At 66.4% G+C, this 26,548-nt stretch carries 23 protein-coding genes; 15 read left to right on the top strand and 8 right to left on the bottom strand.

Annotated features, from left to right (window positions below; all coding sequences use genetic code 11):
- Nucleotides 1-158: 158 nt before the first annotated feature.
- Genes AABQ55_RS27090 through AABQ55_RS27075 form a run of 4 tightly spaced genes read left to right on the top strand, consistent with a single transcriptional unit; the run spans nucleotide 159 to nucleotide 4,408 of the window.
- Nucleotides 159-1,202 (top strand): ABC transporter substrate-binding protein, encoded by a 1,044-nt coding sequence (locus AABQ55_RS27090; RefSeq protein WP_244770151.1) that lies wholly within the window; start codon nucleotides 159-161, stop codon nucleotides 1,200-1,202.
- Nucleotides 1,203-1,213: 11 nt separating this feature from the next.
- On the top strand, nucleotides 1,214-2,344 hold the full coding sequence (locus AABQ55_RS27085) for an ABC transporter ATP-binding protein (protein ID WP_272808396.1): 1,131 nt from the start codon (nucleotides 1,214-1,216) through the stop codon (nucleotides 2,342-2,344).
- 2 nt (nucleotides 2,345-2,346) lie between these two features.
- Nucleotides 2,347-3,594 carry an ABC transporter permease gene (locus tag AABQ55_RS27080; RefSeq protein ID WP_272808397.1) on the top strand — a complete coding sequence of 416 codons (1,248 nt, stop codon included), beginning with the start codon at nucleotides 2,347-2,349 and terminating at the stop codon, nucleotides 3,592-3,594.
- 4 nt (nucleotides 3,595-3,598) lie between these two features.
- Nucleotides 3,599-4,408, top strand: a complete 810-nt coding sequence (locus AABQ55_RS27075) for an ABC transporter permease (protein WP_272808398.1) — start codon at nucleotides 3,599-3,601, stop codon at nucleotides 4,406-4,408.
- On the opposite strand, the gene AABQ55_RS27070 is transcribed toward AABQ55_RS27075, so the two are convergent.
- The 4 genes from AABQ55_RS27070 to AABQ55_RS27055 form a co-directional block, all read right to left on the bottom strand.
- Complete coding sequence (locus AABQ55_RS27070; RefSeq protein ID WP_272808399.1) at nucleotides 4,409-5,284, bottom strand: LysR family transcriptional regulator; 876 nt, start codon at nucleotides 5,282-5,284, stop codon at nucleotides 4,409-4,411.
- A gap of 68 nt (nucleotides 5,285-5,352) precedes the next feature.
- Nucleotides 5,353-6,567: a M24 family metallopeptidase gene (locus AABQ55_RS27065; RefSeq protein ID WP_272808456.1), complete on the bottom strand. Its 1,215-nt coding sequence runs from the start codon at nucleotides 6,565-6,567 to the stop codon at nucleotides 5,353-5,355.
- 196 nt (nucleotides 6,568-6,763) lie between these two features.
- On the bottom strand, nucleotides 6,764-7,441 hold the full coding sequence (locus tag AABQ55_RS27060) for a phosphoribosylanthranilate isomerase (RefSeq protein WP_272808400.1): 678 nt from the start codon (nucleotides 7,439-7,441) through the stop codon (nucleotides 6,764-6,766).
- A gap of 19 nt (nucleotides 7,442-7,460) precedes the next feature.
- Nucleotides 7,461-8,315, bottom strand: a complete 855-nt coding sequence (locus AABQ55_RS27055) for a MurR/RpiR family transcriptional regulator (RefSeq protein WP_244770137.1) — start codon at nucleotides 8,313-8,315, stop codon at nucleotides 7,461-7,463.
- 146 nt (nucleotides 8,316-8,461) lie between these two features.
- On the opposite strand from AABQ55_RS27055, the gene AABQ55_RS27050 reads away from it, so the two are divergent.
- From AABQ55_RS27050 to AABQ55_RS27025, 6 genes are all read left to right on the top strand, one after another.
- Nucleotides 8,462-9,715: an ABC transporter substrate-binding protein gene (locus tag AABQ55_RS27050; protein ID WP_272808401.1), complete on the top strand. Its 1,254-nt coding sequence runs from the start codon at nucleotides 8,462-8,464 to the stop codon at nucleotides 9,713-9,715.
- Nucleotides 9,716-9,772: 57 nt separating this feature from the next.
- Nucleotides 9,773-10,669, top strand: coding sequence for a carbohydrate ABC transporter permease (locus AABQ55_RS27045; protein ID WP_244770135.1), 897 nt, complete (start codon nucleotides 9,773-9,775; stop codon nucleotides 10,667-10,669).
- Nucleotides 10,666-11,508 carry a carbohydrate ABC transporter permease gene (locus tag AABQ55_RS27040; RefSeq protein ID WP_244770134.1) on the top strand — a complete coding sequence of 281 codons (843 nt, stop codon included), beginning with the start codon at nucleotides 10,666-10,668 and terminating at the stop codon, nucleotides 11,506-11,508. Before AABQ55_RS27045 ends, AABQ55_RS27040 begins: the two co-directional genes overlap by 4 nt.
- Nucleotides 11,509-11,526: 18 nt before the next feature.
- Nucleotides 11,527-12,729, top strand: a complete 1,203-nt coding sequence (locus AABQ55_RS27035) for a trans-sulfuration enzyme family protein (RefSeq protein WP_272808402.1) — start codon at nucleotides 11,527-11,529, stop codon at nucleotides 12,727-12,729.
- A gap of 10 nt (nucleotides 12,730-12,739) precedes the next feature.
- Nucleotides 12,740-13,672, top strand: coding sequence for a carbohydrate kinase family protein (locus AABQ55_RS27030; RefSeq protein ID WP_272808403.1), 933 nt, complete (start codon nucleotides 12,740-12,742; stop codon nucleotides 13,670-13,672).
- A 242-nt stretch (nucleotides 13,673-13,914) separates the two neighbouring features.
- Nucleotides 13,915-15,048 carry an aminotransferase gene (locus AABQ55_RS27025; RefSeq protein WP_272808404.1) on the top strand — a complete coding sequence of 378 codons (1,134 nt, stop codon included), beginning with the start codon at nucleotides 13,915-13,917 and terminating at the stop codon, nucleotides 15,046-15,048.
- 56 nt (nucleotides 15,049-15,104) lie between these two features.
- On the opposite strand, the gene otsB is transcribed toward AABQ55_RS27025, so the two are convergent.
- Nucleotides 15,105-15,917, bottom strand: coding sequence for a trehalose-phosphatase (otsB, locus tag AABQ55_RS27020; protein WP_272808405.1), 813 nt, complete (start codon nucleotides 15,915-15,917; stop codon nucleotides 15,105-15,107).
- A 112-nt stretch (nucleotides 15,918-16,029) separates the two neighbouring features.
- Between otsB and AABQ55_RS27015 the strand changes: the two genes are divergently transcribed.
- Nucleotides 16,030-17,109 (top strand): ROK family protein, encoded by a 1,080-nt coding sequence (locus tag AABQ55_RS27015; RefSeq protein ID WP_272808406.1) that lies wholly within the window; start codon nucleotides 16,030-16,032, stop codon nucleotides 17,107-17,109.
- Between the two features lie 73 nt (nucleotides 17,110-17,182).
- Here AABQ55_RS27015 and AABQ55_RS27010 read toward each other — a convergent pair whose 3' ends face one another.
- Together AABQ55_RS27010 and AABQ55_RS27005 are read right to left on the bottom strand one after the other, a co-directional pair.
- Nucleotides 17,183-20,326: a CHAT domain-containing tetratricopeptide repeat protein gene (locus tag AABQ55_RS27010; protein ID WP_272808407.1), complete on the bottom strand. Its 3,144-nt coding sequence runs from the start codon at nucleotides 20,324-20,326 to the stop codon at nucleotides 17,183-17,185.
- Nucleotides 20,327-20,465: 139 nt separating this feature from the next.
- Nucleotides 20,466-20,708, bottom strand: coding sequence for a hypothetical protein (locus AABQ55_RS27005; RefSeq protein WP_272808408.1), 243 nt, complete (start codon nucleotides 20,706-20,708; stop codon nucleotides 20,466-20,468).
- 209 nt (nucleotides 20,709-20,917) lie between these two features.
- On the opposite strand from AABQ55_RS27005, the gene AABQ55_RS27000 reads away from it, so the two are divergent.
- From AABQ55_RS27000 to AABQ55_RS26985, 4 genes are all read left to right on the top strand, one after another.
- Entirely contained in the window at nucleotides 20,918-22,027 is a 1,110-nt protein-coding gene (locus AABQ55_RS27000; RefSeq protein WP_272808409.1) for a PspA/IM30 family protein, read from the top strand.
- Nucleotides 22,027-22,683 (top strand): OB-fold-containig protein, encoded by a 657-nt coding sequence (locus AABQ55_RS26995; RefSeq protein WP_244770125.1) that lies wholly within the window; start codon nucleotides 22,027-22,029, stop codon nucleotides 22,681-22,683. The genes AABQ55_RS27000 and AABQ55_RS26995 overlap by 1 nt, the downstream gene beginning before the upstream one ends.
- 6 nt (nucleotides 22,684-22,689) lie before the next feature.
- Complete coding sequence (locus AABQ55_RS26990; RefSeq protein ID WP_272808410.1) at nucleotides 22,690-24,399, top strand: flotillin family protein; 1,710 nt, start codon at nucleotides 22,690-22,692, stop codon at nucleotides 24,397-24,399.
- A gap of 69 nt (nucleotides 24,400-24,468) precedes the next feature.
- Nucleotides 24,469-25,083, top strand: a complete 615-nt coding sequence (locus tag AABQ55_RS26985; RefSeq protein WP_272808411.1) for a hypothetical protein — start codon at nucleotides 24,469-24,471, stop codon at nucleotides 25,081-25,083.
- 35 nt (nucleotides 25,084-25,118) lie between these two features.
- Here AABQ55_RS26985 and AABQ55_RS26980 read toward each other — a convergent pair whose 3' ends face one another.
- The gene (locus AABQ55_RS26980; protein ID WP_272808412.1) at nucleotides 25,119-25,913 is read right to left on the bottom strand and encodes a suppressor of fused domain protein; all 795 of its coding nucleotides are present in this window, start codon (nucleotides 25,911-25,913) and stop codon (nucleotides 25,119-25,121) included.
- Between the last annotated feature and the right edge of the window lie 635 nt (nucleotides 25,914-26,548).

Here is a 26,548-nt window from a genome sequence, read left to right as displayed (position 1 = left end):
GTTTTTTTGTCCGCCGCGTGCCGATAAGCGGCGCTCATGTCTCCATCATACCTACTTATTTGCGCCGCAGCATGGCGCAACATAGGCTTTCCTCACAGCCCGCGATCAAGACGGGCGGCGCGACGGGCATTTGAATCTGTCTCCAGAGAGGAATTTCCATGTTCAGAAAACCCATGTTTCTGGCAGCGACGACGCTCGCCTCCTGCTTGCTCCTCGGTGCGGCGAACGCCGCCGATCCGCTTTCCGTCATGAGCTTCGGCGGCGCCTATCAGGACGCCCAGCGCAAGGCCGTGTTCAGCGCCTATGCCGAGGAAACCGGCCGGGCGGTGTCCGAGCAGGAATACGGCGGCGAGATCGCCAAGATCAAGGCGATGATCGACAGCGGCAACACGACGATAGACGTGGTCGATGTCGACGCGCCGACCCTGCTGCAGGGCTGCGACGAAGGCATTTTCGAAACGATCGACTGGGAGAAGATCGGACCGAAATCCGAATGGCTCGCCGGCACGACCTCGGATTGCGGCGTCGGCACGATCGTCTATGCGACGGTGCTCTCCTATGACGAGGACAAGCTCGAAAAGGCCCCGACGAAGCTTGCCGACCTCTTCGACCTCGCCACCTTCCCCGGCAAGCGGGGGCTTTGGAAGAACCCGGCGACCAACCTCGAATTCGCGCTCCTGGCCGACGGCGTGCCGTCGCAGGACGTCTATGCGACGCTCGCGACGCCCGATGGCCTCGACCGCGCCTTCGCCAAGCTCGACACGATCAAGGACCAGATCGTCTGGTGGGAGGCGGGTGCGCAGGCCCCGCAATTGCTCGCCTCCGGCGAGGTGACGATGACGACGGCGTGGAACGGCCGCATCTTCAACGCCAACAAGGAAGGCCGCAATTTCGGCATCGTCTGGGACAACCAGATCCTCGATTCCAATTACTGGGTCATTCCCAAGGGCGCGAAGGACGTCGAGGGCTCGCTCGCCTTCATCCGCTTCGCCGTCGAGCCGAAGGTGCTGGCCGGCATCGCGAAATATATCCCCTACGGCCCCGTGCGCTCGACGGCGGCCGCCGAGGTGGCGCCGGAAGACGCCAGGAACCTGCCGACGAGCCCGGCCAACCTGACGACTTCGCTCACGCTCGACAACGCCTTCTGGGCAGACCACGGCGACGAGATCCGCAAGCGCTTTACCACCTGGCTTTCCAACTGAGGGGCGGGCGGATGAACACGATGACGCTGGAAAGGAGGCGGCTCGGCGACGAGCCGCCGCCAACCCCTGCCGCCAGTCCGATGGTCGTCTTCGAGCGGGTGCAGAAGACCTATGACGGGCGCACGCTCGTGGTGGAGGACCTGAACCTTGCCGTGCGGCGCGGCGAATTCCTCACCATGCTCGGCCCTTCCGGCTCAGGCAAGACGACGACGCTGATGATGCTCGGCGGCTTCGAGCAGCCGACGAACGGGCGCATCCTGCTGGAAGGACAGGCGGTGGAACGCCTGCCGCCGGAGCGGCGGGACATCGGCTTCGTCTTCCAGAACTATGCGCTCTTCCCGCATATGACGGTGGCCGACAATGTCGGCTTTCCGCTGCGCTACCGCGGCATCCGCGGCGCGGAGGCGGCAAGGCGGGTTGCAGAGGCGCTCGCCATGGTCAGGCTCGACGGGCTTGGCGAACGCCGCCCGGCGCAGCTTTCCGGCGGGCAGCAGCAGCGCGTGGCGCTCGCCCGCGCCATGGTGTTCAAGCCGAAGCTCATCCTGATGGACGAACCGCTCGGGGCGCTCGACAAGCAGTTGCGCGAGCACATGCAGATCGAGATCCGCAGGATCCAGCAGCAGCTCGGCATCACCATGGTCTACGTGACGCACGACCAGTCGGAGGCGCTGACCATGTCCGACCGGATCGCCGTCTTCAACGACGGCCGCATCCAGCAGCTTTCCGATCCGGTGACGCTCTACGACCGCCCGGAGAACCGCTTCGTCGCCGGCTTCATCGGCGACAACAACACGCTCCCGTGCGAATTCCTCGGCAGCGAGAACGGCCTGGCGTTCGTGCGGATGAAGGATGGAACGCGCCTTGCGGCGAGCGGGCCGGCGCACCCTGCGCGAAGCGATCTCACCGTCTCGCTGCGCCCCGAACGGCTCGGTCTCGACGACGCGGGAAGCGCGGAAAACCGCATAAAGGCCCGGGTGCTCGACAAGACCTTCCTCGGCGATCGGGTGCGCCTCACCCTCGAAGCCTTCGGCAACGAACGCCTTGTCGCCAGCCTGCCGGCGGCCGAAGGGGCTGCGGTCTTGCCGGGATGCGATGTCGGCATGGCGTTTTCCGCCGCCGATTGCAGATTGCTGGCGAGGTGACCATGACGCAGACCCTTTCCCTCACCTCCCCCGCCTCGGCCCCGAACCTGCGCGCCGCGCTCCGGCGGGCCGAACGGCCGGGCCGGCTCGGCGCGCTGGCGCTGGCGCTGCCGGCGCTCCTCTTCCTCATCGTCACCTTCGCCGCGCCGATCGGGCTCTTCCTCACGACGGCCGTGCGCAACCCGGAGGTGCGCGATACCCTGCCGCAGACCGCCGCGGCCCTTGCCGGCTGGGACGGGCCGGCTGCACCGGGCGAGGCAGCCTTCGCGGCGCTGCTTGCCGATCTCACCCGTGCGAAGGAAGACAACACCGCCGCCGCGCTCGGCAAGCGATTGAACTACGAGAGCGCCGGCATGCGCAGCCGCATCATGTCCGTCGTGCGCCATCTCGGTAATTTCAAGGACGGCGCCCTCGCCCCGCAATTCGCCGCGCTCGATCCCGTCTGGGCAAGCCCGGACCTCTGGGCGATCATCAAGCGCAATGCCGCGCCCGTGACGCCCTACTACCTGCTGACGGCGGTCGACCTGCAGCAGGATGCGTCCGGCGACGTCACCCGCGTGGCAGAAGACCAGGCCGTCTTTCTCGGCATCCTCGGGCGCACCCTCTGGATCGCCGGCCTCGTGACCGGGGCGACGCTCCTCCTCGGCTTCCCGACGGCCTATGTCATTTCGCTGGCGCCCGCGCGCATTGCCGGCTTCATGCTGCTGATGGTGCTGCTGCCGCTCTGGACCTCGCTTCTGGTGCGCACCACCGCCTGGGTCGTGCTTCTGCAGACGGACGGCGTCATCAACCAGGTGCTCCTGGCGCTCGGCCTCACCACGGAGAAGCTGCAGCTGATGCTGACGCGCTTCGGCACGGTGACGGCGATGACCCATATCCAGCTTCCCTTCACCATCCTGCCGATCCTCAGCGTCATGAAGTCGATTCCCGAGGGGCAGATGCGGGCGGCGCGTTCGCTCGGCGCCCCGCCCTTCTTCGCCTTCTGGCGGGTCTATGCGCCGCAGACGCTTCCCGGCGTCGCCGCCGGCTGCCTGATGACCTTCATCCTCTCGCTCGGTTACTACATCACGCCCGCGCTGGTCGGCGGCCCGCGCGACCAGATGCTCTCGAACTTCATCGCCACCTATATTAACCGCGACCTGAACTGGGGCATGGCGGCGGCGCTGGCCGGCCTGCTTCTCGTCATGACGCTTTCCATCTACCTCCTGTTCCTGCGCCTCGTCGGCGCGGAGCGCATCAAGCTCGGATAGAACCATGTGGCTTCCCGCTTACGCGACCCGCAGCGAACGGCTCTGCCGCCTCGCCGTCGTCCTCTTCGCCTTTGCCGTGCTCGCCTTCCTGATCGGGCCGCTCTTCGTCGTCTTCCCGCTCTCGGTTTCGAAGGATCCGTTCTTCACCTTCCCGATCCGGGAATATTCGTGGCGCTGGTATGCGGATTTCTTCCAGAACGCGCGCTGGATGCACAGCCTCGCCAACAGCCTCGTCGCTGCCGCCGCCAGCACCCTTCTTGCGACCTTTCTCGGCACGCTCGCCGCCCTGGGCATCAGCCGCCCCGGCTTTCCCGCCCGCAAGGCCGTTATGGCGCTGATGATCTCGCCGATGATCATGCCGGTCGTCATCGTCGCCGTCGGGGCCTACATGTTCTTCGGTTCGCTGGGACTGACCAACACGCGCACCGGCCTCGTTCTGGCCCATGCGGCCCTTGCCATCCCCTTCGTGGTCGTCACCGTGCTCTCGGCGCTGTCGACCTATGACAGCAATCTCAGCCGGGCGGGCGCGAGCCTCGGGGCCGGGCCGGTCAGCGTGTTCTTCGCCGTCACGCTGCCGCTCATTCTGCCCGGCATCGTCTCGGGTGCGCTGCTCGCCTTCGCGGTGTCCTTCGACGAGGTGATCGTCGCCCTGTTCCTCACAGGCGCCGACCAGCGCACCCTGCCGGTGCAGATGTTCTCGGGCATCCGCGACCAGATCAACCCGACGATCATGGCGGCGGCCAGCCTGCTGACCACCGTCTCAATCGCGCTCTTCGTTGTGCTGAACCTGATCGGGCGGGCACGCCGCGCCTGATCAGCCGTCCCGGTTGCTCGCAAGGAATGCATCGGCGAAATGCGCCGCGAAGCTTTCGGCGACCGGCGAGCGCTTGCGATCCGAGCTCAGATAGATGCCGACCACGACATCGGCGAGGCGCGGCAGGCCGAGCGCCTCGTCGAGCGTCGTCAGCTTGTGCGGCACGATGCGGCGGGCAAGCACTGTGTTGCCGAAGCCGGAGCCGACCGCGGCCTCCAGCCCGGCAAGGCTGGGGCTGGTATAGACGAGATCGTAGCCCCGCCCGTCGCGCTGCAGCGCCGTCAGCATCGCACGGCGATAAAGGCAGCCTTCCGGATAGCAGACGATGCGCAGGTTGGCGTTCCCGTCCGTCACGACGGATGTCGGCGTATCGCCGACCCAGGCGAGCGGTTCCTTCCAGGTCATGAACGCGCCCTCCGCCGGCCCGTCCGGCGTCATCGCCACGACGAGGTCGTAGAGCCCGTTGCGCAGGCCTTGCAGCAGGACATGCGAGAGATCGCACACCACCTCGAAGCGGAAGTCATGGCCGCTGCGGGCGAGGCGCGGCATCAGCTTCGGCAGGAAATGGTCGGCATAGTCGTTGGGAATGCCGAGGCGGATCTTGCCGTGCTGGTCGCGCCTCGACAGGCGCAGCACCATCTCGTCGTTGAGCGTCAGCATCTGCCGCGCATAGCTTGCCACGAGCTCGCCCGCCTCGGTCGGCTGGGCGCTGGCATCCTTTGCGAAGAGGGAAACGTTGAGCAGTTCCTGGAGCTTTTTCATCTGCAGGCTGATGGCCGGCTGGGTGCGGCCGAGCTGCTCGGCGGCGCGCGTATGGCTGCGCAGGTCGATGACCGCGAGAAAGGTGCGAAGGAGATCGGTCGGAATGTTTCTCACGGGATCGGCACCGCTCCAAAAGGAAACGGGCCGATCGGGCGGCCCGTTCCAAGTTGCCCGCGGACGGGTCAGGCGGGGAGGATATTATGCTCCGGACCGAAGGGGAAGCCCGTGAGGTTCTCGCTGCCGGTCTCGGTCATCACGAGGATGTCGTGCTCGCGGTAGCCGCCGGCGCCGGGCATGCCGTCCGGGATGGTCAGCATCGGCTCCATCGACACGACCATGCCCGGCTGCAGCACGGTGTTGATGTCCTCGCGCAGCTCCACGCCCGCCTCGCGGCCGTAGTAGTGCGAGAGCACGCCGAAGGAATGACCGTAGCCGAAGGAGCGATAGCCGAGCAGGCCGTGCGCGCGGTAGATCTCGTTGAGTTCCGTCGCGATGTCGCCGCAGCGCGCGCCGGGCTTCAGCAGCTCGAGGCCGCGGCGATGGACGGCGCAGTTGATTTCCCAGATGCGCAGGTGCTCGTCGCTGGCATGGTCGAGGAACAGCGTGCGCTCCAGCGCGGTATAGTAACCCGAGATCATCGGGAAGCAGTTGAGCGAGAGGATATCGCCCTTCTCCACCCGGCGCGAGGTCACCGGATTGTGCGCGCCGTCCGTGTTGATGCCCGACTGGAACCAGACCCAGGTGTCCATCAGCTCGGCATGGGGAAAGCGGTTCGCGATGTGGCGGACCATGGCCTGCGTGCCCGCCAGCGCCACCTCGTATTCCGGAATGCCCTCGCCAACGGCGTTTGCCACCGCCGCCCCGCCGATATCGGCCGTCGCGGCGCCCTCCTTGATGAGCGCGATCTCCTCGGCCGACTTGATCGTCCGAAGCCACATGGTCGGCGCGCCGATATCGACGAATTCGACATGCGGGAACGCCTCTTCCAGCAGCCGGCGCAGGTCGAGATTGACCTGGTCGAACTCGATGCCGATGCGCGAGACCTTGGGCAGCAGGGTCTGCAGGGCATGGAAGAAGTTGTCGCGCTGCCAGTCGGTATAGGTGATGTTGTCGCCGAAGGTGCGGCGCCAGGGCTGGCCCGCATCGATGCCGGCGGAAACCGAGGTCGCCTTTTCCGGCGTGATGACGAAGGCGTAGCGGCGGCCGAAGGAGCAGTAGAGGAAGTCGGAGAAATAGCAGATGTTGTGGTAGGAGGTGAGGATCGCCGCGTCGAGCTTCAGCTCCTCCAGAATGCGCCGCATGGCGTTCTGCCGCCGCTCCATCTCGCCCGCCGAAAATGTCGGCCGGACCTTCTCGCCATTGTGCATCTCCTGCAGCCGCAGCAGCTGGTTCGGCATCCCTCGCGCAAACATGTTCATTCGAAAAACTCCCTTGACCGCGGCCAATCGCGCCGTTTGACGGGTTCAAGGTAGAAATCTTCGCTGCCGCTGGAAAATTAGAAGTTCCAATGGAGCCATAAGGGGATCGCTCTGGTCGAAAAAGAAAGGGCGGCGCCAGCGGCACCGCCCCCCTCCTTCCGTCAAGGGCCGTCGCTCAGGCCGCCCTTGCGGCCGTCACGAAGGCCTTGATCCTGTCGATGTCCTTGCGGAAGCCGCCTTCGGGCAGCGGCTTGTTGGTGTGGGTCAGCGAATCCACCGCCCAGGGCTTCACCGCGGCGATGGCGGCCGCGACATTGTCCGGACCGAGCCCGCCGGCGAGGATGACCGGCAGCCTGCTGCGCTCGACGATCGCGCGGCTCAGCGACCAGTCATGGGTGACGCCCGCCGCGCCGATGCCGCCGATATGGGCGGCGACGGAATCGAGGATGAAGCTGTCGCAATAGGGCTCGAAGGCGGCGGCGTGATCGAGTGCTTCCGGTCCGGTCATCGGAATGGCCTGCAGGATGCCGAGGTCCGGATAGAGCGGCAGCAGGGTTTCGCGCAGCTGGCGCACATGATCCGGCGTCACCAGCGTGATGTCGCCGCACAGATGCAGCACGTCCGGCCGGACGGCGGCGACCATGTCGGCGATGGCAGCAAGATCGCTCTCCACCGACAGCGCGACGCGCGAGGCCTTGCCCTTCAGCGCATCGGCGATCTCGCGCGCCGTCGCGAAGCTGATTTCGCCCGGCAGGCCGCGATTGGAAGGCGTCAGGCCGAGATAGTCGACGCCCGCTTCTGCCGCGGCGATCGCCTCGGAAACGGTCTGCATGGTGTAAATCTGGATCTTCACGGCAATACCTGTCTTGATGCTAGATGGACTTGGGAAGGATGGCGTTGACCATCCGCTCCTCGGTGAGCTGGGCCCGCTCGGCATTGCGCGCGACGAGGGCCGAATAGAGCGCGTCGATCAGCGCCATCTGGGCGATCTGCGCGGCCATCGGCTCACTGCCCTGCTCGTGGGAGACGCTGACGAGAACGACATCTGCGAGACGCGCGAGCGGCGAGGCGCTGTTGCCGGTGATGCAGAGCGTCTTCGCCCCGCGCGACTTTGCCTCCTGGAGCACGAGCACGGGGTCGCTGGTGATGCCGGAATAGGAGATGACGACGACGAGGTCTTCCGGCCCGGTGAGCGCCGAATGCATGATCTGCAACTGCGAATCCACCGGCGCATCGCAGCGCAGCCCCAAGCGGATGCAGCGCTGGTAGAAGGCCTGCGCGACGATGCCCGACCCGCCGACGCCGCCGACGAGGATATGCCGCGCCCCGGCGATGAGATCGAGCGCGCGGGCGAAGGTCGCCTCGGAAAGCACCCCTTGCGTATCGCTGATCGCCTGCGCCACGGCGCGGAACAACCGGCCGGCCGCCTGGAGATCGCTGGCATGCGGCTCGCTGGAGATGGTTTCCTGGCTCTGGCGTGGCTCCTGCGCCAAGGCCAGCTTGAGGTCGGTAAAACCCTCGAAGCCGGCGGTGCGACACATGCGCAGCACGGTCGTGTCGCTGACATCCACCGCCTGGGCGATGGCCGACATCGAGTTGCGGATGGTCGCCTCGGCATTGTCCAGCACCCAGAGCGCGACGCGGCGCTCGGAGTCCGAGAGTTTCGGCAGCACGCTGCGCAGCCGGCTGCTCGCGGGATTGGACGGACCACGCAGGTCAACGGTCATGGCGGCTCTTTCGCGGTCTGACGCTGTCGATTGAAGCGGACGCTAGCATGGGCATGTTGTGGTGTCACTATGGACAGCATGTTTTTGTTGTGGCATCACTGCATACGGCGGCGGAGGGCGCTGCCCAACCGTTTCGGGAGGATATCGTGAAGCTGAAACGTCTTCTCATCGCCGGCGCCGCGCTTGCGCTCACCGCATTTCCGGCCGCGGCCGGCGCGCTTTCCTTCTGGCATGCCTATGCCGGCCAGCAGGACAAAATCGATTTCATCACCTTCGCGCTCGACGAATTCGCCAAGAAGCATCCGGATATCACGCTGGATGTCGTCGCCGCAGAACAGTCGGCCTACAAGACCAAGCTCAACACCGCCATGGCCTCCGGCAATCCGCCCGACGTGTTCTACACCCTGCCGGGCGGCTTCCTGAACGCCTTCGTTAAGGGCGGCCAGATGTATGCGCTCGACGCGGACCTCGCCAAGGACGGCTGGCGCGAGAGCTTTTTGGAAAGCGCCATCGCCCAGACCATGAAGGACGGCAAGACCTATGCCGTGCCGGTCGACGTCGACTCGGTGGTCTTCTGGTACGATAAGGCGCTGTTCGCCGAAAAGGGCTGGACCGTTCCGAAGACTTATGACGAGCTGATGGCGCTGGCCGAAAAGGCCAAGGAAGAGGGCCTTGTGCCCTTCTCGCTCGGCAACAAGGATTCCTGGCCGGCCACCTTCTGGTTCCAGTACATGGAAATGCGCCTGAAGGGCTCCGGTGTCGTCGCATCCTTCGTCAATGGCGATGCCGGCGCGACGCTCGGCGCGGAGGGCGAGAAGGCCTTCCAGACCATCGCCGAGATCGCGCAGAAAGACTATTTCCCCATCGGCTTCAACGGCATGAGCGACCAGGAAGCCAACATGCTCTTCCTCAACGGCCAGGCCGCCATGCTGCTCAACGGCACCTGGCAGATCGGTGCCTCGGCCGATGCGCCGGAAGGTTTCGAGCTCGGCTATTTCGCCTTCCCGAGCGTTTCGGGCGGGGCCGGCGACCAGAGCGACGTTCTGGCCGGCGTCGCCGCCTCCTTCGGCATTTCGGAGAAGGCGGAGAACAAGGCCGACGCCGTGACGCTCCTCAAGTTCCTCACCTCGCCCGAGGTGATGACCAAATATGTCGAGCTGCGCAAGACGATGGTGACCGTCAAGGGCGCCACCACCGAGGCCGCCGCCGGCCCCGTGCTCTACGGCATCAGCAACGAGCTGATGAACGCCGCCGGCCATCTCGACTCCTTCTACGACACCGCGATGCCGCCGGCCGCGACCAATATCTACTACACCACCCTGCAGGGCGTTCTCGACGGCTCCGTCGCGCCGGCGGATGGCGCCAAGCGCCTCGAAGACGCGCTGAAGGCCAACAAGTAGGAAGAAGCCCGCCGGCGCTTCTTCGGCGGCGGGCAAATACCTCCAGGAAACGGCGGGATGATGCGCGCGGACATCGGCTTTGCGAAGAGACACAATCGGGCGGCGCTGATTTTCCTCGCGCCGGCCCTCCTCTTCGTCTTCGCCTTCGTCGCCTATCCCGTCGTCTATGCCGGCTGGCTGTCGATGTTCCAGTGGGACGGCGCGTCCGCCCCGGTCTTCGTCGGCGTGGGCAACGTGCTGCGGCTTGCAGGCGACCCGATCTTCTGGGCCTCGCTCGGCCGCAACCTGCTCGTCGCGCTCTCGGCCATCGTCTTCCAGGTCTTCCTGGCGCTGGTCATCGCCTACTGCCTGGTGCGCATCGTGCCGGCCTTCAGCCGCATCTTCCTGTTCTTCTATCTCGTGCCCGTCATGGTCAGCGAGATTTGCATCGGCCTGCTCTGGCGCTTCATGTACAATCCCTATTTCGGGCTGGTGAACGCCGCCCTGAAAGCCGTCGGACTGGACAGCCTGAAGCGCGGCTGGCTCGGCGAATCCGACACTGCCTTCCTTGCCGTCGTCGTGGTGATGAGCTTTACCTATCTCGGCCTCTACGTGCTGCTCTTCACCGCCGCCGTGCGTTCCGTGCCGGAAAGCGTCTACGAGGCGGCCGAGATCGACGGCGCGGGCCATGGGCGCAAATTCGTCTCGATCACCGTCCCCATGGTCTGGGACGCCGTGCGCGCCAATTCGCTGCTCGCCATCATCGGCTCGCTGAAAACCTTCTCGCTGGTCTTCGTGCTCACCAATGGCGGGCCGAACCATGCCAGCGAGGTGGTCTCCACCTATCTCTACAAGATGGGCTTCGGCAGCTTCGAGATGGGCTATGCGGCGACCATCGGCTTCGCGCAGATGGTGCTGACGGCGCTCGCCGCCTGGATCGTCTTCCGCTACATGAAGCGCAAGGGGGACGCATGACGCCAACCGTCGTCCACCGCTGGAACCGCACGAACAGCATCGTGCTGGCCTTCCTCACCCTGCATGTGCTGATGGTGATCTTCCCCTTCGTCTGGATGATCTACAGCACCTTCAAGACCAACAGGGAATTCATGCGCTCCGTCTGGTCCTTCCCGACGAGCCTCAATTTCGACGCCTATATCGGCGCCTGGAGCGGCGGGGCGCTCGGCGGCTATGCGGTCAATTCGCTGATCGTCATGGCCGGCGCGACGCTGATCACCGTGCTCGTTTCGACGCTCGCCGGCTACGCGCTCGCCATCTACCGCCCACGCTGGATGCCGGCGGTCGAACTCTCCCTCACCGCCGCCATGGCGATCCCCGCCTATGTGGCGCTGGTGCCGCTCGTCGTCATGCTGCGCGGCGCGGGCCTGCTCGATACCCATCTCGGCGTCATCCTGCCGACGGCCGCCTTCAACGTGCCGGTGTCGATCTTCATCATGCAGGCCTTCTTCAACACGTTGCCGCGCGAGCTTTTCGACGCCGGCCGCGTCGACGGCGCCTCCGAATGGCAGATCTTCCGCAAGGTCGCCCTGCCCATTGCAAGGCCGGCCATGTTCACCGTCGCCATCGTCAACATGATCTGGGTGTGGAACGACTTCCTCTTCCCGGTCGTCTTCATCAACAACCCAGCGCGGAAAACCCTGCCCGTCGGCCTCACCGATTTCGTCGGCGAGCACATCACCAACTATCCGGTGATGCTGGCGGCCATCCTCATCGCCGCCATCGCCCCGCTTATCCTCTTCATCTATTTCGAACGCCAGATCACGGCCGCCCTCATCGGCGGGGCCGTGAAGGAATGATTTTCCAGGAGTAAAACCATGTCTGCCAAGGACTACCAGTTCGCCAGCCGCGCCGTCTTCTACGAGCCGGAGGAACATTCCCAATCGATCAGCTATCCGATCTACATGTCGGCGAACTTCCAGTATGCCGGCGACATCTACGACCAGATCGTGGCAGGCGCCCGCAAGGAAGTGAACATCTACTCGCGCTGCGGCAACCCGACCGAATACAAGCTGGAGGAGCATATCGCACAGCTGACCGGCGGCACCGCCTGCCTTGCCACCGCCTCCGGCATGGCGGCCATCTCGCACGCGCTCTTCGGCATCATGAAGGCGGGCGACCATATCGTCGCCGACCTCACCACCTATTCCTCGACGCATGAATTCTTCGACCACCGCGCGAAGGATTTCGGCCTGAAGGTCAGCCTCGTCGACTGCACCGACGTGCGCGCCGTCGAGAACGCCTTCACCGACGAGACCAAGGTCTTGTATGTCGAGGCCATCGCCAACCCGACGATGAAGGTGCCGCCGCTCAAGGAACTGGTCGAGATCGCGCACGCCCGCGGCATCGTCGTCATCTGCGACAACACCTTCGCCTCTCCCGCCGTCTGCCGCCCGCATGAATTCGGCGTCGACGTCGTGGTGGAAAGCGCCACGAAATTCATCGGCGGCCACAACGATGCCGTCGGCGGCGTCATCACGCTGAAATCCGACATCCTGCCGGCCGACTGGCTGGAGGACGTGCGCTGGAACACGCTGAACAAGCTCGGCGCGCCGCTCTCGCCCTTCAATGCCTGGCTCCTGCTGCGCGGCGCGCAGACGCTTTCGCTGCGCCTCGAAAAACAGTGCGCCAACGCGCTGGCGCTGGCAAAGCACCTCGAAGCCCATCCGCGCGTCAAGCGCGTCTTCTACCCCGGCCTGCCCTCGCACCCGAACTATGCTTCGGCGAGCGAGCAATTGCAGGGCGGCGGGGCGATGCTGTCCTTCCAGGTCGCCGACGAAGCCTCCGGCGCGCGCCTGCTCAAGCGGCTGAAGCTGTGCTCCTTCGCCGCCAGCCTCGGCGGCCTTCGTACCACCACGCAGGTTCCCGCCACCATGGCCTTCCTCGATATTCCGAGCCAGGAGCGCGAGGCGATGGGCGTGGTCGACGGCCTGGTGCGCTTCTCGGTCGGCATCGAGCATATCGACGACATCATCGCCGACGTGGACCAGGCCATCGAGCAGATGCACATCGATCTGTGAGGCCGGTCCGATGGCCGCGGTCGTCCTGCTCGGCGATGTCAATATCGACCTCGTGCTCGATATTCCCTTCTACCCGCCGGAGGGCGGGGAAGGCATCGCCACGCGCCAGACGGTGGCCCTCGGCGGCTCGGCGACCAACACTGCCATCGCCCTTGCCCGCTCTGGCCACGAGGCACGCCTGATCGGCCGCATCGGCGCGGATGCCTGGGGCCGGCAGGCGCTTTCGGACCTTGCCGGGGCCGGCGTCACCACCCGCTACATCGGCGAGGACCCGGCGGAGCCAACGCAGATCAACGTGGTGACGGTAAGCGCCGGCGGCGAGCGCACTATGTTCGCCTATCGCGGCGCCAATGCGCAGCTGGCGCCTAACGGCGTGGCGGAGGCGGCGTTCGAGGGCGCCGCGCTGTTCCATCTCTCCGGCTACGCGCTGCTGCAGACCCCGCAATCGCAGGCGGCACGCCGCGCCATCGACATCGCGGCGGCGCGGGACATCCCCGTCAGCCTCGACGTGCCCGGCGGCGTCGCCTCGACGATCGCCGGCACGGTGCTGAACCTTCTGCCGAAGCTGGACACGATCCTGCTCGACGGCGCCGACCTTCCCCGCCTCCTGCATCGGCCGCAGGGGAGCGACCTTGAGCCGATGCTCGCCGCGCTGCTGGCGGGTGGCGTGCGACGCATCGCGCTCAAGGGGGACGGTGCAGTATCGAGGCTCTGCCAGCGCGGGGGCGCCGAAAGCGCCCCCTGGTTCCCCGTCGCCGTGGTGGACACGACCGGCGCGGGCGACGCCTTCGCCGCCGGCCACATCCATGGCCGCCTGACGGGCATCGGCGGCCACGACTGCTGCCGGCTTGCCAATGCCTTCGGCGCCGTCACCGTCACGCGCAAGGGTGCAGGCACCGCCATGCCGGGCCTTCCCGATGCCCTGCGGCTGATGAACGATTAAATCCGGACGCGCCTGCCCGCCGCCGCCAAGTCTCATCGAAGAGCGTGACGCGACGGTGATGGCGAGGATATCCGCGTCGCCGTCGATGCATCGCAGCACGAAACATTGCCGGCGGGCACCCAGCAGCACCGTACCCTTGACTGTGCAGTATACTGCTCATAAACTCCTTGCAGCATAGCAGCCTTCATCATTCGACAGATTTCCACCGCGCGTTCCCGGCCGGGACATCAAAGGAGTTGCCCATGAAAATTCGCGATTTCGGCGTTGAAATCTGGATGAACCGCTACGAGAACAACTGCGAGCTGAACATCGCCGAGACCTGCGTCGAATCCCTCACCGTCGCCGAACTCCTGGAGATGGCGGGCAAGACCGACACGATCCTCTCCGAGCTTCTGCCGATGAAGCTGACCTATGGCGCGATCGAAGGCAGCGAGCGCCTGCGCAAGCTGGTCGCCGGCCTCTACGAGAAGCAGGCGATGGAAAACGTCGTCATCACGCATGGCGCGATCGGCGCGAACGCGCTGGTGCACGGCACGCTCGTCGAGCCGGGCGACCGCGTCATCTCGGTGCTGCCGACCTACCAGCAGCACTATTCCATCCCCGAAAGCATCGGCGCCGACGTGCAGATCCTCCGGCTGACGGAAGCGACCGGCTTCCTGCCCGACCTGGAAGAGCTGAGGCGGTTGGCGACAGCGGGCACGAAGCTCATCGCCATCAACAACCCCAACAACCCGACCGGCGCGCTGATGGACCGCGCCTATCTGGAGAAGATCGTCGAGATCGCCCGCGGCGCCGGCGCCTGGATCCTCTGCGACGAGGTCTACCGCGGCACGGACCAGGAGGGCGACGGCATGACCGCCTCGATCGCCGACCTCTACGAGAAGGGCATCAGCACCGCCAGCATGTCGAAAACCTTCGCGCTCGCCGGCCTGCGCCTCGGCTGGATCGCCGGCCCGGTCGAGCTGCTGCACGCGGTCTCGATCCATCGCGACTACAACACGATCAGCGTCGGCATGCTGGACGACCACTTCGCCGCCATCGCGCTGGAGAACCGCGACAAGATCCTCGCCCGCAGCCGTGCCATCACCCGCACCAACCTTGCCACGCTCTCGGCCTGGGTCGACGGCGAGCCGCTGATCTCCTGGATCAAGCCGAAATCCGGCACAACCGCGCTCTTGAAATACCATCTGCCGATGTCCTCCGTGGCGTTCTGCGAAGACCTGCTGGCGCGCACCGGCGTGATGCTGACGCCCGGCAGCGCCATGGACATGGAGGGTTATGTGCGGATCGGCTTCACCAACAACGGCACCGTGCTGGAGGAAGGGTTGAAGCGCATCTCGGCCTTCCTCAAGGACCAGCAGGCGGCCGCCGCCTGACCGACAGGGCGGATGAGCCTATCCCAGCCGCGACGGAATGGCATGATGCATCCCGCTCAGGACGCCGCCGTCGCCTTCCGGTCGCCCGCAGCGGCGATCGTGGCCAGCGCCGAGCGGATGGCCGATGGTGACGACGCCTTGGCGAGGGCGCAGGTGGCCGTGGCGAGCGAACCGACGCGGATCGACTGGCCGCCACGGGCATTGGCCAGCGCGAACATGGTCTCGTCCGTCAGGTCGTCGCCGATCGCGATCGGCAGGCGTCCCGCAAAGGCGGGCTGCTCCAGATAGGTGGCGACGGCCTCTCCCTTGTCGGCGCGCGCGGGGCGGATCTCGAAGACCATCTTGCCGGGCTGCAGCACCCAGGCGGGGCCTGCCTCCTCGGCAAAGTCCCGCATGATCTTCTCGAGCGCCGTGTCATAGGCGGGCGCCAGCCGGTAATGGGCTGCGACGGCGGCGCCCTTGTCCTCGATCAGCACGCCCTCCATCCAGGCCGTCCGCTCGGCCAGGCGCTGCTTCAGCGCGGCGAAGGCGGGCGTCACCGAGACAACCGAGGTCGCTCCGTCCGTCCCCCTGAATTCCGCGCCGTGCAGGCCGGCGATGGGAAAGCGGAAAGGCGCGAACAACCCGTCTGCGAAGGGAAGGCTGCGCCCCGTGACCAGTGCCAGCGCACCGCCAAGGCGGGCGGAAACCGCATCGAGGGTCGCCGGAAGCGAAAGGGGGACCTGGATGGCATCCGGCGTCGCCGCAAGGTCGAGCAACGTTCCGTCGATGTCGAGGAAGAGCGCCCAGCGCTCCGGTTCGTCGACAAGTCGCCGGACGAGATGGCGGGTTGCGGCGTCCGACGGCCGCAATTTGTCCTGTTTGTTCATCGGCAAGCAAGTAGTTCGCTCCGGCCGGGCGGCAAGGGCTGACGGCGAAGTCTCGCCAGGAACAAGTTTTTCTCCGGCGCATTGTGTCCTCGCATCGGGCAGAGGAGACGACATGGGCAAGCAGCAGAAGAAGGCGCAGCGAACGGAAGAGAACAACGCCCCCGTCACTCACGGGGCCGATGATCTGCCGGCCGTCGAGGTGACCAGCTACAATCTCGAATTGCGCGACAAGGAAGGCTTCATTGGCGACAAGGCCAACAAATCCGCCTTCCGCGATGCCATCGAGGCGTGGCGGAAACGGGTTCGCGCGGGCGGACCGGATCCTCTCGGCGACGTGCCGACGGACGGGCTCTCCAAGAAGGAGGTCGATGCGCTGCTCAAGGAACAGGAGACGGAGGCCGCATCCCTGGTGCGCGCGGCGGTCGACGACTTCGCAGCGGATTTCACGGACATTCTTGCCCGCTACCTCAAGGAGGAAACCTGGAAGGGCACGGAACGGATCGTGGTCGGCGGCGGCTTCAAGGATAGCCAGGCGGGCCTCATGGCGATCGCCCGTGCCCAGATCCGGCTCAAGGCCGAGGGCCTGAAGGTGGAGATCGTGCCGATCGCCCATCATCCGGACGAGGCCGGGCTGCTCGGCGCCGTGCACCTCATTCCCTCCTGGATGCTGAAGGGCCACGACGCGATCCTCGCCGTCGACATCGGCGGCACCAACATCCGCGCGGGCGTCATCAAGCTCAACCTCGACGACAAGCCGGATTTTTCCAAGGCCAGGGTGTGGAAATCGGAGCTATGGCGCCATGCCGACGACGAGCCCCGCCGCACCGCGACCATCGAATATCTCGTGCGCATGATCGAAACGCTCATCGCCAAGGCGAAGAAGGCCGAGCTCGCGCTGGCGCCCGTCATCGGCATCGGCTGCCCAGGCGTCATCGCTGCCGACGGATCGATCGCGCGGGGCGGACAGAACCTGCCGGGCGGCAACTGGGAAAGCACGCACTTCAATCTTCCCGAAGCCCTGCGCAAGGCAATCCCCGAGATCGCCGACCAGCCGACCTTCGTCATCATGCACAACGACGCGGTGGTGCAGGGCCTGTCGGAGGTGCCGCGCATGGCGGATGTGAAGCGGTGGGCCGCCGTGACGATCGGCACCGGCCTCGGCAATGCCAGCTTTGTCCGCAAGGAGACATGACTGCCGGGTGGATGCGGCTCGCCACGCCCGGTTCCGCTCGGGAGCCAGATAGACCAAGCGGCATCCGCCGCCATCAGTTTTCGAACAGCACGAAGGCGGCCCAGACAAGCGGATCCCGGGCCGCGGGGATGCGGCCTTCGATAGCGTCGCGACGGGTGCTGCGCAGCGCTTCGGCATAGGCCTGCCCGTCCTTCAGGTGCTCGTAGAAGCGCACCATGAAATCGGCGGTGCCATCGTCGGCGACGGGCCAGAGCGTCAGGAGGGAGCGCCTGGCGCCGGCAAGGTTCGCCGCGGTCGGCAGGCCGCGCAGTCCCCCCACGAAGGCCTCGTCGCCGCGGCCGGTTTCGCAGGCCGACAGCACCAGCAGGTCGAGACCGGAGAGATCCCAGCCCATCAGCTCGAAGGCGTAGAGCCGCCCGTCCTTCTCGTCGCGGCGCATGGCGTGCGTATCGCCCGACCGGGCGAGGATGACCTCGCTCTGCCACAGCGTATCGACATTGCTGGCCCCGCCGTTCTTCGCGCTGCCATAGGCGCCGTGCGTCGCCAGATGGGCGACGGTCGCCCCCGCCATGCGCTCGCGCAGCGCCGCCTCGCCGACGGCCTCACCGGAAAGGGTCTCGATCTTCAGGCCCGGACCGGACAGGATCTTGCCGATCGCCTCCACCTCGCGCAGCGTTCCCGGCAGCGGCATGGCGCCCGCCTCCTCGCCCTTCGCATAGTCGATGCCGCCCGCCAGCACGATCCGGCCGTCGGACGGCAGCGCACGATCCTCCACGGCCCGGTAGAGCGCTTCCGGCTCGGTCAGGAGCCTGAGCGTGAAACGCTCTTCGAGCAGCGTGCCGGCCCGGTCCTCGAGAAGGGAGAAGGGCAAGGCGAACAATTGCCCGTCCGGCACGATGAAGACGGTCCCGGCGCCGGCGATGTCGGCATCGATCGGCGTAATCAGCGCGTCATGCAGCCGCGCGAAGGCGCGCTTGCTCGCCTGGACCAGCAGCCCCCTGCCCTCGTCAGCACTGCGGTCACGCGTCTGGAGCGCCGCCACCATGTCATCGCCGCCCGCCAGCAGCCTGCGCGGATCGCCGAGCGCCCGCAGGATCGGCGCCGCGTCCTTGCGCCAGACGATGGCGTAGAGCCGCGCATCCGCGACCGGATCGGCGCTCTCTCGGTCCACCCGCCATTTGCGGGTCGTGAAATACTGGACGAGCGCCTGGTCCGCGCCCAAGAGGTCCCCCGGGGTCGGCAACGGCTGGTTCAGGATCGTCTCGCGATCCAGCCGATAGCGCGCGACGATGCGCTCGTGCAGCTGCTGCTCCAGCGCCTTGGTGTCGGAGAGATAGGCATAGGCGAGATCCTGCTCGACATCGGCGGCGAAGATCTCGCGGGCGATGCGCGACAGGCGTGTGATGCGGTCGAGCAGGCGGGCGGTCTCGCTATCCGAGCGATCGATCAAACGGGCAAGTTTCAGCGCGTTGTCCGCATCGGCGGTGGCAAGCGAGGGCCAGCGCCGGGCGGCATCCGCAAAGGCCGGCACGGCGGACGGGTGTTGTTCGGCAAAGCGCGCATAGTCATAGAGCATGCCGTCGGCCATGGCGCGCACCGCCTCGCCGACCTCCCGCCCGCCGGCCACCGAGACCTGCAGATGCACCCAGCGCAGCATGTCCTGGTCGATGCCGGCGAATTCCCCGGCGGCCGTGGCCGCATCCGTCGCGGCCTTCGCATTGGCGATGGCGATGCGCCCGGCAAAGGCGAGCGGATGACCGGTGCTCATCTCGCCCGCGGCGATGCTGTAGGCCTGCTGCAGATGCTTGATCTGCCGTTCCGCATTGCCCGCCCTGGCGAAATGATCCGCCAGCAGATAGGCCGCCTTCATGCTGAGGATCGCCGGATAGTTGGAATCGGTGACGAGCGCCTCGACGCGCCCGACCGCCGCCGCATCCATCGGCCGGGCGCCCGAGATCAGGTCGGTATAGGCGAGCCAGGCCTCCATGCCGGCAATCGTCACGGGATCGCCGAGTGCCCGGGATATTTCCAGGCACAGCGCGAAATAGCGGCGTGCCTCGGCATAGTTGCCGAGATCGAGATAGTTCTGCGCGGTGTTGTTGGCGCTCACCAGCGTGTTGAAATGGTTCCGGCCGTAGTGACGGGTACGGTTCTCCAGCACCTTCAGGTCATATTCCAGCGCCCGCGAGGGCGAGCCCATGCCGCGCAGCATGTCGGCGAGGTTGTTGGCGATGCGCCAGGTGACGGTGTCGTCGTCGCCGAGCGATTTCTGCGCGATCTCGTAATTGCGCCGTTCGAGGTCGATCGCCGTGCCATATTGCCCGACATCCGACAGCGCGCTCGCCAGCTTGTCGGTCGCGTGGATCAGTTCCGGAGACTCATGGCCGTAGAAGCGGGCATAGAGATTGGTCGCCATCGAATAGAGCGGCACGAAATGCTGCTGGCTGTCGGGCACCGCGCTGCGGAACTCCGCATAGGCGAGGTAGAAGTCGGCAAGCTCCTTCACCTCGGCGCGGACGGCGGGCGTCTGCTCCGCTTCCCGCAAGAGCGCCGCCGCGTCGTCGTTGAGTCCGCTCGCCTGGAAGCTGCGCACCGCCTGCGTATAGTGCCGCAGCGTCACGGCATGCAGCTCCGTCTTCGCCGAGGCGGCCAGCGCGGCGCGCAGCCGCCTGCGGCCGTCCTCCAGGCGCTGGCTCTCCAGCAGGCTGTAGGCGGTGCGCACCCGGGCGTCGATGTCCTCGGCGCTGTCCTTGCCGTGGGCCTTGCGGATCCGCTCCTCATAAAGCTCCGCCAGCGCATCCTGCCGGTCCTTGTCGCCGAGCCGGCCCTTCGCGTCCATCAGGAGTTCGAGCAGGAGATTGGCCCGGGTCTCCTCGACCGGCTCGAGCGTTGCGAGCAGCTCCCCCATGCGCGGATAGTAATCGGCATCGACACGCGCCGCATCGCCCACGCGCATCGCATAGTCGACAGCCGAGACCGCATAGCTTGCCGCAAGCCAGGCTTCTCCCTCCGCCTTGAACCGGGCGCTCGCCGCCTCCGCCTTGCGGCGTGCGCCTTCCAGGTCGCCGCCTTCGGCAAGCGCCTTCATCTCCGCCGCGATGACGTCGGAGCGCGCGATGGCCGCCTGCGTCGGAGCTTGCGCGAATGCGGGCGCGGCGAGGAAGACGAGAAAGACGAGGGAGAGACCAATGCGGAAGGAACGGGGGAAAATCTGCATGAAGACACTTCTTGACGATATCGAACGGCCTGACCGGTCACGGGCGCGACCCAGATAAGACGATCAACATAACCGGCTTATTTCAAATTCAAGGCCGAAACGCATGCCGGTCTTCGCTTTTGACGGCCCTGCCGGCCGGTCAAGCCAGCCGCCGGTCTTCATGCTCATGGTTCCGGCAGGCCTCCAGGAACGCCTCGGCCGTATCAGGGTCGGCGCGAAACCGCTCGAACGCTTCGGCGCTGATGCGGAAATAGGCCTCGTATTCCGCGGCGCGGTTGAAACCGCTGACGGGCGTTGAAAGGTAAAGGGCACCCGTTTCCGCGTCCCGCCCCAGGCTGAAGCGATGCGCGCGAAAGACAGCGATATCGACGAAACGGCCCATCCCCTCGCTCCCGACAATTGCAGGACCGGACGAGCCTCGCAGGCGGCCGGCGGCCGCGCAAGATGGCACCGCGCCTTTCGTGCGCAACACGCGTTTCGCGAAAAACGACAGTCGGCCAACCGAAGAGTCTGCCGGCCTCATCCGTTGAATAGGCAGTCGCTTAAAATTTGGCCTTGAAAGCACCAATGAAGTGCTTTATATATTTAACCATGGCAACGAAGTTCACATCCAGCCTCAGGCTCGTCCTTCAGCCCACCCCGGACATGCGCCAGGCGCTGTCCGAGACGCTGGAGGCCTATCAGCAGGCCATGGCGATCCTGGACCGGACCAAGGGCGCCAATGTCGTGGCGCTGCACCAGGCGGCCTATGAAGAAATCCGCGCGGCGACGGGTCTTCCCGCCCGCCTCGTCACGCTTGCGCTGCGCGACCACGGCCGCCGCAAGCCGGGGGAAATCGTCGCGGACATTCCGCTCGATTCCAAGCTATTCGCCGTCAAGGGCCCGGACAGCGTGAGCATCGCGACGCTCGGCGGCCGCATCGTGCTGCCCTACGCGGCGAGCGGCTATCGCGAGGGCTGGGTGGATTTTGCCGAAGCGCGGCTCGTCTTTGCCGGGTCGTCCATCTGTCTCTATGCCGGCATCCAGGCCGGCATCCATTCGAAGAAGGAGGCTTCCATGTCCAACGAAGGTATCCTCGCCCGTCTCGGGCGCGTCATCGCCGGCGTCGTCAACACTGCGGTCGATGCCGCCGAGGCATCGAACCCGGTCGCCGTGGCGCAGCAGGCCGTCCGCGAGATCGGCGCGATCGCCGAGGAAGCCCGCGCGGCGCTCGGCGTCGCCATGGCCGCCGGCCACCGGCTGAAGGCCAAGGCCGACGACCTCGACGCGGAGATCCGCGACCTCGACGAGAAGATCAAGGTCGGGCTGGAAAGCGGCCGCGAAGACCTCGCCCGCGCCGCCACCGGCGTCCAGATCGACCTCGAAGCCCAGCGCGACGCGCTGTCCAAGGCCATCCTGGAGAATGCCGGCGAGATCGCCGATGCCGAGGCGACGCTGCGCAGCATCGCCTCGGCCCGCGCCGACGCGATGAAGCGGCTGGAGGATGCACGGCGCGCCGAGCGCGCCGCCCCGCCGGCCGCCACCCCGTCCCAGCGCAACGACCGGCGCCTTGCCGATGCGCTCGAAGCCGTCGAGCGCGTCACCGGCGTGCCTTCCAAGCCGGCCATGGACGGCACGGCGGAGGTCGAGGAACTGGGGCGCCTGCAGCGCCAGAAGGCGATCGAGGCGCGCCTTGCCGCCTTCAAGCACGGTGAGCGCTGATGGATTCCATCGTCCACCCGGGCACCGCTCCCTTCTGGATCGCGCTCCTGACGGTGGCGGGCCTCGGCATCGTCGAACTGGTCTCGGTGCTGCTCGGCGCCTCCGCCTCCGGGCTGATCGACGACGGCCTCGACTTCAACGGGCCGGGTGACGCGGAATCGGGCCTTCTCGGCGGGTGGATGTCCTGGCTCAACGCCGGCGGCGTGCCGATCCTCGTTCTCGCCGTCATCCTGCTTTCCGCCTTCTCGGCGACCGGCTTTGCCCTGCAGGCGGTCATCTCGCAGTTCCGCGATCCGCTGCCGCTCTATGCCGCCGTCACCGGCGCGCTCGCCGTCGCCATCCCCGTCACCCGCTGGTCGTCCCGCGGTCTGGCGCGGATCATCCCGCGCGACGAGACCAGCGTGCAGGAACAGGCCGATTTCATCGGTCTCGTCGGGACGGTGACGCTCGGGCCGCTCGACCAGGGCCATCCCGGCACGGTGCGGATCAAGGACCGCTACGACAACATCCATACGCTGCGTGCCCGGGCCGTGCCGGGGCATGTGATCGAGACGGGCGCGTCCGTGCTCATCGTCGATGGCAAGGACGGCCTCTTCCAGGCCATTCCCGCCCCGGCGGTGCTCGAAGACGGCCACTATCCCAACAACGGAGGGTAAACGATCATGGACTTCCTTTCGGTAGGAATCATCGCCGGGGTCATCGTGACGGCTATCGTCGTCATCGGCATCATCATGACCTCGCTCTACACCCGCGCCACGCGCGACAAGGCCTATGTGCGCACCGGCCTCGGCGGCAAGAAGGTCGTGCTCGACGGCGGATCGGTCATCCTGCCGATCTTCCACTCCTATTCCTGGGTGTCGCTCAGCACGCTGCGGCTCGAGGTCAAGCGCGCCGAAAACGAATCGCTGATCACCAAGGACCGCATGCGCGCCGACATCACCGCGGAGTTCTATGTCCGCGTGAAGCCGGATTCGGAGAACATCGCCCTCGCCGCCCAGACGCTCGGCGACCGCACGAACGACGCCGATGCGCTGAAGACGCTCGTCGAGGCGAAGTTCGTCGACGGCCTGCGTTCGGTCGCCGCCACCATGTCGCTGCGCGACCTGCAGGAGCAGCGCGCCGAATTCGTCAAATCCGTGCAGGCCGCCGTTGCGCACGACCTGCAATCGAACGGCCTCGAACTGGAATCGGTGTCGCTGACCCGCCTCGACCAGACGGATATCAAGCATTTCAACCCGAACAACAGTTTCGACGCCGAAGGCCTGACCGCACTCACCAAGATCACCGAGGAGCGCAAGCGCGAGCGCAACCAGATCGTCCGCGACAACGAGGTGGAGATCGCCACCAAGGACCGCGAAGCCACGCTGCGCCGCCTCACCATCGAGCGCGAGCAGCGCGACGCCGAGCTGACGCAGGAACGCGACATCGCCAACAAGACCGCCGAGACGCGCGCGGAAGCGGCCAAGGCCGAGCAGCTTGCCCGCCTCAGCGAGGAAACCGCCCGGCTCGACACCGAAAAGGGCATTGCCGAACGCGACTCCCAGGCGCGCCAGGCCCGCGAGACCGCTCGCATCGATGCCGAGCGCGGCATCGCCGAGCGCGAGGCGGAAGCCCGCCGCGTGACGGAGACGGCCCGCATCGACGCCGCCATCGCCGTCGCCGAGAAGAGCGAGCAGGAACAGGCCGCCCGCGCCAAGGCCGACGAGGCGAAGGCCGCCGCCATCACCGCCGAGGAACAGGTGGCGACGGCACGGGAAGTCGAGATCGCCGAGCGCGCCAAGCGCATCGCGGTGCTCGATGCGCGCAAGGCCGCCGAACAGGAGGCGACCGCCATCACCGTCAAGGCCGAGGCCGAGCGCCAGGCGGCGGAAAACCTCGCCGCCGCGACGAAGATCCAGGCCCAGGCCGATGCGGAAGCCGCCAAGATCAAGGCGACGGGTGTCATCGAGCTCGGCCAGGCCGAAGCCCAGGCCGAACGCGCGCTCAACGAAGCCCGCAACGCGCTTTCTGCCAGCATCATCGAGTTCGAGCTCGCCCGCGCCCGCGTCGCCATCATCCCGCAGGCGCTGGAACAGGCCATGAAGCCGATCGAGAAGATTTCCGACATCCGCATCTTCAGTGCCGGCGGCCTCGCCGGTGCGCTGGCGGGCAACGGCAGCAATGGCGGCGATGGTGCGGGGCATGCCGTCGGCGACCTCAGCAGCCAGCTTCTCAGCTTCACCGCCCAGAAGCCCATCCTCGACGAGATCCTCGCGCAGGCGGGCTTCAAGGGTGCGGACCCGACGCAGGCCCTGCTCGCCGCGTCGGTCGGCAACGCGGCGGCAAGGGTGCCCGCCGAAGGCGCCAAGGCAAGAACCGGCGACGCCGATTGAGCGCCTGAAGAAAACGAGGCCGCCGGATGAACCCGGCGGCCTTGCGCTTTTGACGGAAGGAGACAGATCATGGCAACCACCCGTTCGATCAGCCGCCCCGCCCGCCATCTCGGCATCGCGCTCCTCGCGCTCGTGCTCACGGCGACATCCGCCCTTGCCCAGGCCACCGATGTGCTCGGCATACCGGGCCCTATCGATTTCGAAGGCGACGCCTACAAGCTCGCCTGGAGCGCGCAGCCCTCCGCAACCTACATCAAGCAGGAATATCTTCCGGACGGACAGCGCGCCGAGCGATACGACCAGATGATCCTGGTCGAAACCGTCACAAGCGGCATCACCGTCATGGATGCCGTGCGCGCCCAGGTGACGATGCTGAACCAGCGCAAGGCGACGGACCCGCTCGTCAACATGGACGTCATCCAGAACGAGGCGGCCGGCGAGGCGCTGCTCGACTTCATCGTCAGCAGCAAGGACACCGACGGGCAGTACATCGTCGAATGGAACGCCTACCGCTATGCCCGCTACAGCGATGCCGGCGGCAAACCCGGCGTCATGCTCTTCGGCATCAGCCGCCGCGCCTATGGCAACGCCGCCGCCAAGGATCTGCTGACGCAGCTGAAGGGGCTCCGGCCCGGCCGGGTCAAGTCGCTGACGCAGGTGCGCCTGCCAAGGCCTGCGCGGTGAACCGACACGGCTTTCACCCGGCCTGTGCCGGGGCCTCAGCGCAGCGAGGACCGGTGATGGCGGCCCTGCCTGGCCAGCGCTTCCGCCAACGCCCGGCGCGCGTCGGCACCGCCCGTCCGCAAGGCTTCGAGTTCCGCCGCCGTGATGATCGTCACCGGCACCACGCGCACCGGGGAAAGCGGCATGCCCTCCACGGCCGTGGAAAACCCCTCGACCGGCATCCCGATCAGGACGCCGAGACTGTCATCGGCCGTCACATAGCGCGCCGGTACCTGCTTTCCGATCGCGTGCGATTGGCTGACGCCGGGGAGCTCCATGGACAGGACGCCATACTGGTCGAGCTGGGCGGAGATGCCGCCGACCCTTGCCACCGTGCCGGCGACATGGCTGACGAGCTCGAAGGCCCAGCTTTCGGAAAGCCTTGAAATATCCCCGGGCCGGCCTGCATGGGCCGGCAGGATGTCCGCCGTCTCGACGAAAAGCTCCATGCCGAAGCCATTGCCCTTACGGCCATCTTCGAACGGATCGGAAAGGCCGTCCGTCGCGATGACGATGGAATGTGCCCGCCGGACGACCTTGTAGGCCTGGCGGGTCGTCGGCCATTGCGGACCGCCCATCAGGCCGGGGCTGATCAGATGGCCGAGCACATCCTTCTCGACGCTGCCGACGCCCGCCCAGAAGGCATCCCGCTTCTGCCAAGACTGCTCGAAGGCAGCATCCGCCGCCTCGCCGCCCTCCTCTGCCGCGGTCGCCGCCTTGTCCTGTGCGGCGGCAGGCGATACGCCGATGCCGGCGCCTGCAAGCTGCCTGATCCGATCCCAAAATCCCATGATTACATCCTTTTCCCTGTCGGCCGGCCGCAGCTCCGCCGTGTCGGAGTGGACGCCGATCCGGCGCTTGCATGCATGCCCCCTGCGTTCACCTGCGGCATCAGCCGACGGGCGGGCGCAGTCGAGGCCAGCCCGCGCCTTTCCGTCATCAAGGCGAGTAGCAAAGTCGGATTGCGCCGGAATGACGATCGTGCCGCAGGCCTCGAGATAACCGTAGAGTCCCGGAGGCGCATCGAGAAAGAACGGGCACAGGGACAAGGTGGCCGCGAGGAAAACGCTTTGCATGATCTTTATCTTTCCAGTAGCGGATCGCAAAAGGTGGGATCCACGCTCTGCGACCCCATACCGGAAACCGACGTCCGAGGCGGGCGCGCTATTCGTTTATTCCGGGCTCATTCTGGGAAGGTTGCTTTCACGGCGAAGGCCGAAACGTCACGGCGAGGCCGGAATATAGCTGGCAGGCCCCGTCTTCCTCGCGCACATGCGTTTTGCCCTTCTGCGCCCCTCAGGTCGGAAAAAGCATCGACGGGCGAACGATCCTTTCCATATCCACAAGCGCATCAAAGCTCAGAAAATTTCGCCAATCAATCCGATCGCGAATTTTTCGAACAAAAACTTGACTCAAGTACTCCTGT

The organism is Shinella sp. WSD5-1 (assembly GCF_963942435.1).
Taxonomy (GTDB): Bacteria; Pseudomonadota; Alphaproteobacteria; order Rhizobiales; family Rhizobiaceae; genus Shinella; species Shinella yambaruensis.
This window is presented reverse-complemented; position numbering and strand designations above follow the sequence as displayed.

Coding starts and splice junctions, on each gene's coding strand:
- AABQ55_RS27090 (WP_244770151.1), top strand. CDS start 159: ATGTTCAGAAAACCCATGTTTCTGGCAGCGACGACGCTCGCCTCCTGC.
- AABQ55_RS27085 (WP_272808396.1), top strand. CDS start 1,214: ATGAACACGATGACGCTGGAAAGGAGGCGGCTCGGCGACGAGCCGCCG.
- AABQ55_RS27080 (WP_272808397.1), top strand. CDS start 2,347: ATGACGCAGACCCTTTCCCTCACCTCCCCCGCCTCGGCCCCGAACCTG.
- AABQ55_RS27075 (WP_272808398.1), top strand. CDS start 3,599: ATGTGGCTTCCCGCTTACGCGACCCGCAGCGAACGGCTCTGCCGCCTC.
- AABQ55_RS27065 (WP_272808456.1), bottom strand. CDS start 6,567: ATGCCGAACCAGCTGCTGCGGCTGCAGGAGATGCACAATGGCGAGAAG.
- AABQ55_RS27055 (WP_244770137.1), bottom strand. CDS start 8,315: ATGACCGTTGACCTGCGTGGTCCGTCCAATCCCGCGAGCAGCCGGCTG.
- AABQ55_RS27045 (WP_244770135.1), top strand. CDS start 9,773: ATGATGCGCGCGGACATCGGCTTTGCGAAGAGACACAATCGGGCGGCG.
- AABQ55_RS27040 (WP_244770134.1), top strand. CDS start 10,666: ATGACGCCAACCGTCGTCCACCGCTGGAACCGCACGAACAGCATCGTG.
- AABQ55_RS27035 (WP_272808402.1), top strand. CDS start 11,527: ATGTCTGCCAAGGACTACCAGTTCGCCAGCCGCGCCGTCTTCTACGAG.
- AABQ55_RS27030 (WP_272808403.1), top strand. CDS start 12,740: ATGGCCGCGGTCGTCCTGCTCGGCGATGTCAATATCGACCTCGTGCTC.
- AABQ55_RS27025 (WP_272808404.1), top strand. CDS start 13,915: ATGAAAATTCGCGATTTCGGCGTTGAAATCTGGATGAACCGCTACGAG.
- otsB (WP_272808405.1), bottom strand. CDS start 15,917: ATGAACAAACAGGACAAATTGCGGCCGTCGGACGCCGCAACCCGCCAT.
- AABQ55_RS27015 (WP_272808406.1), top strand. CDS start 16,030: ATGGGCAAGCAGCAGAAGAAGGCGCAGCGAACGGAAGAGAACAACGCC.
- AABQ55_RS27010 (WP_272808407.1), bottom strand. CDS start 20,326: ATGCAGATTTTCCCCCGTTCCTTCCGCATTGGTCTCTCCCTCGTCTTT.
- AABQ55_RS27005 (WP_272808408.1), bottom strand. CDS start 20,708: ATGGGCCGTTTCGTCGATATCGCTGTCTTTCGCGCGCATCGCTTCAGC.
- AABQ55_RS27000 (WP_272808409.1), top strand. CDS start 20,918: ATGGCAACGAAGTTCACATCCAGCCTCAGGCTCGTCCTTCAGCCCACC.
- AABQ55_RS26995 (WP_244770125.1), top strand. CDS start 22,027: ATGGATTCCATCGTCCACCCGGGCACCGCTCCCTTCTGGATCGCGCTC.
- AABQ55_RS26990 (WP_272808410.1), top strand. CDS start 22,690: ATGGACTTCCTTTCGGTAGGAATCATCGCCGGGGTCATCGTGACGGCT.
- AABQ55_RS26985 (WP_272808411.1), top strand. CDS start 24,469: ATGGCAACCACCCGTTCGATCAGCCGCCCCGCCCGCCATCTCGGCATC.
- AABQ55_RS26980 (WP_272808412.1), bottom strand. CDS start 25,913: ATGGGATTTTGGGATCGGATCAGGCAGCTTGCAGGCGCCGGCATCGGC.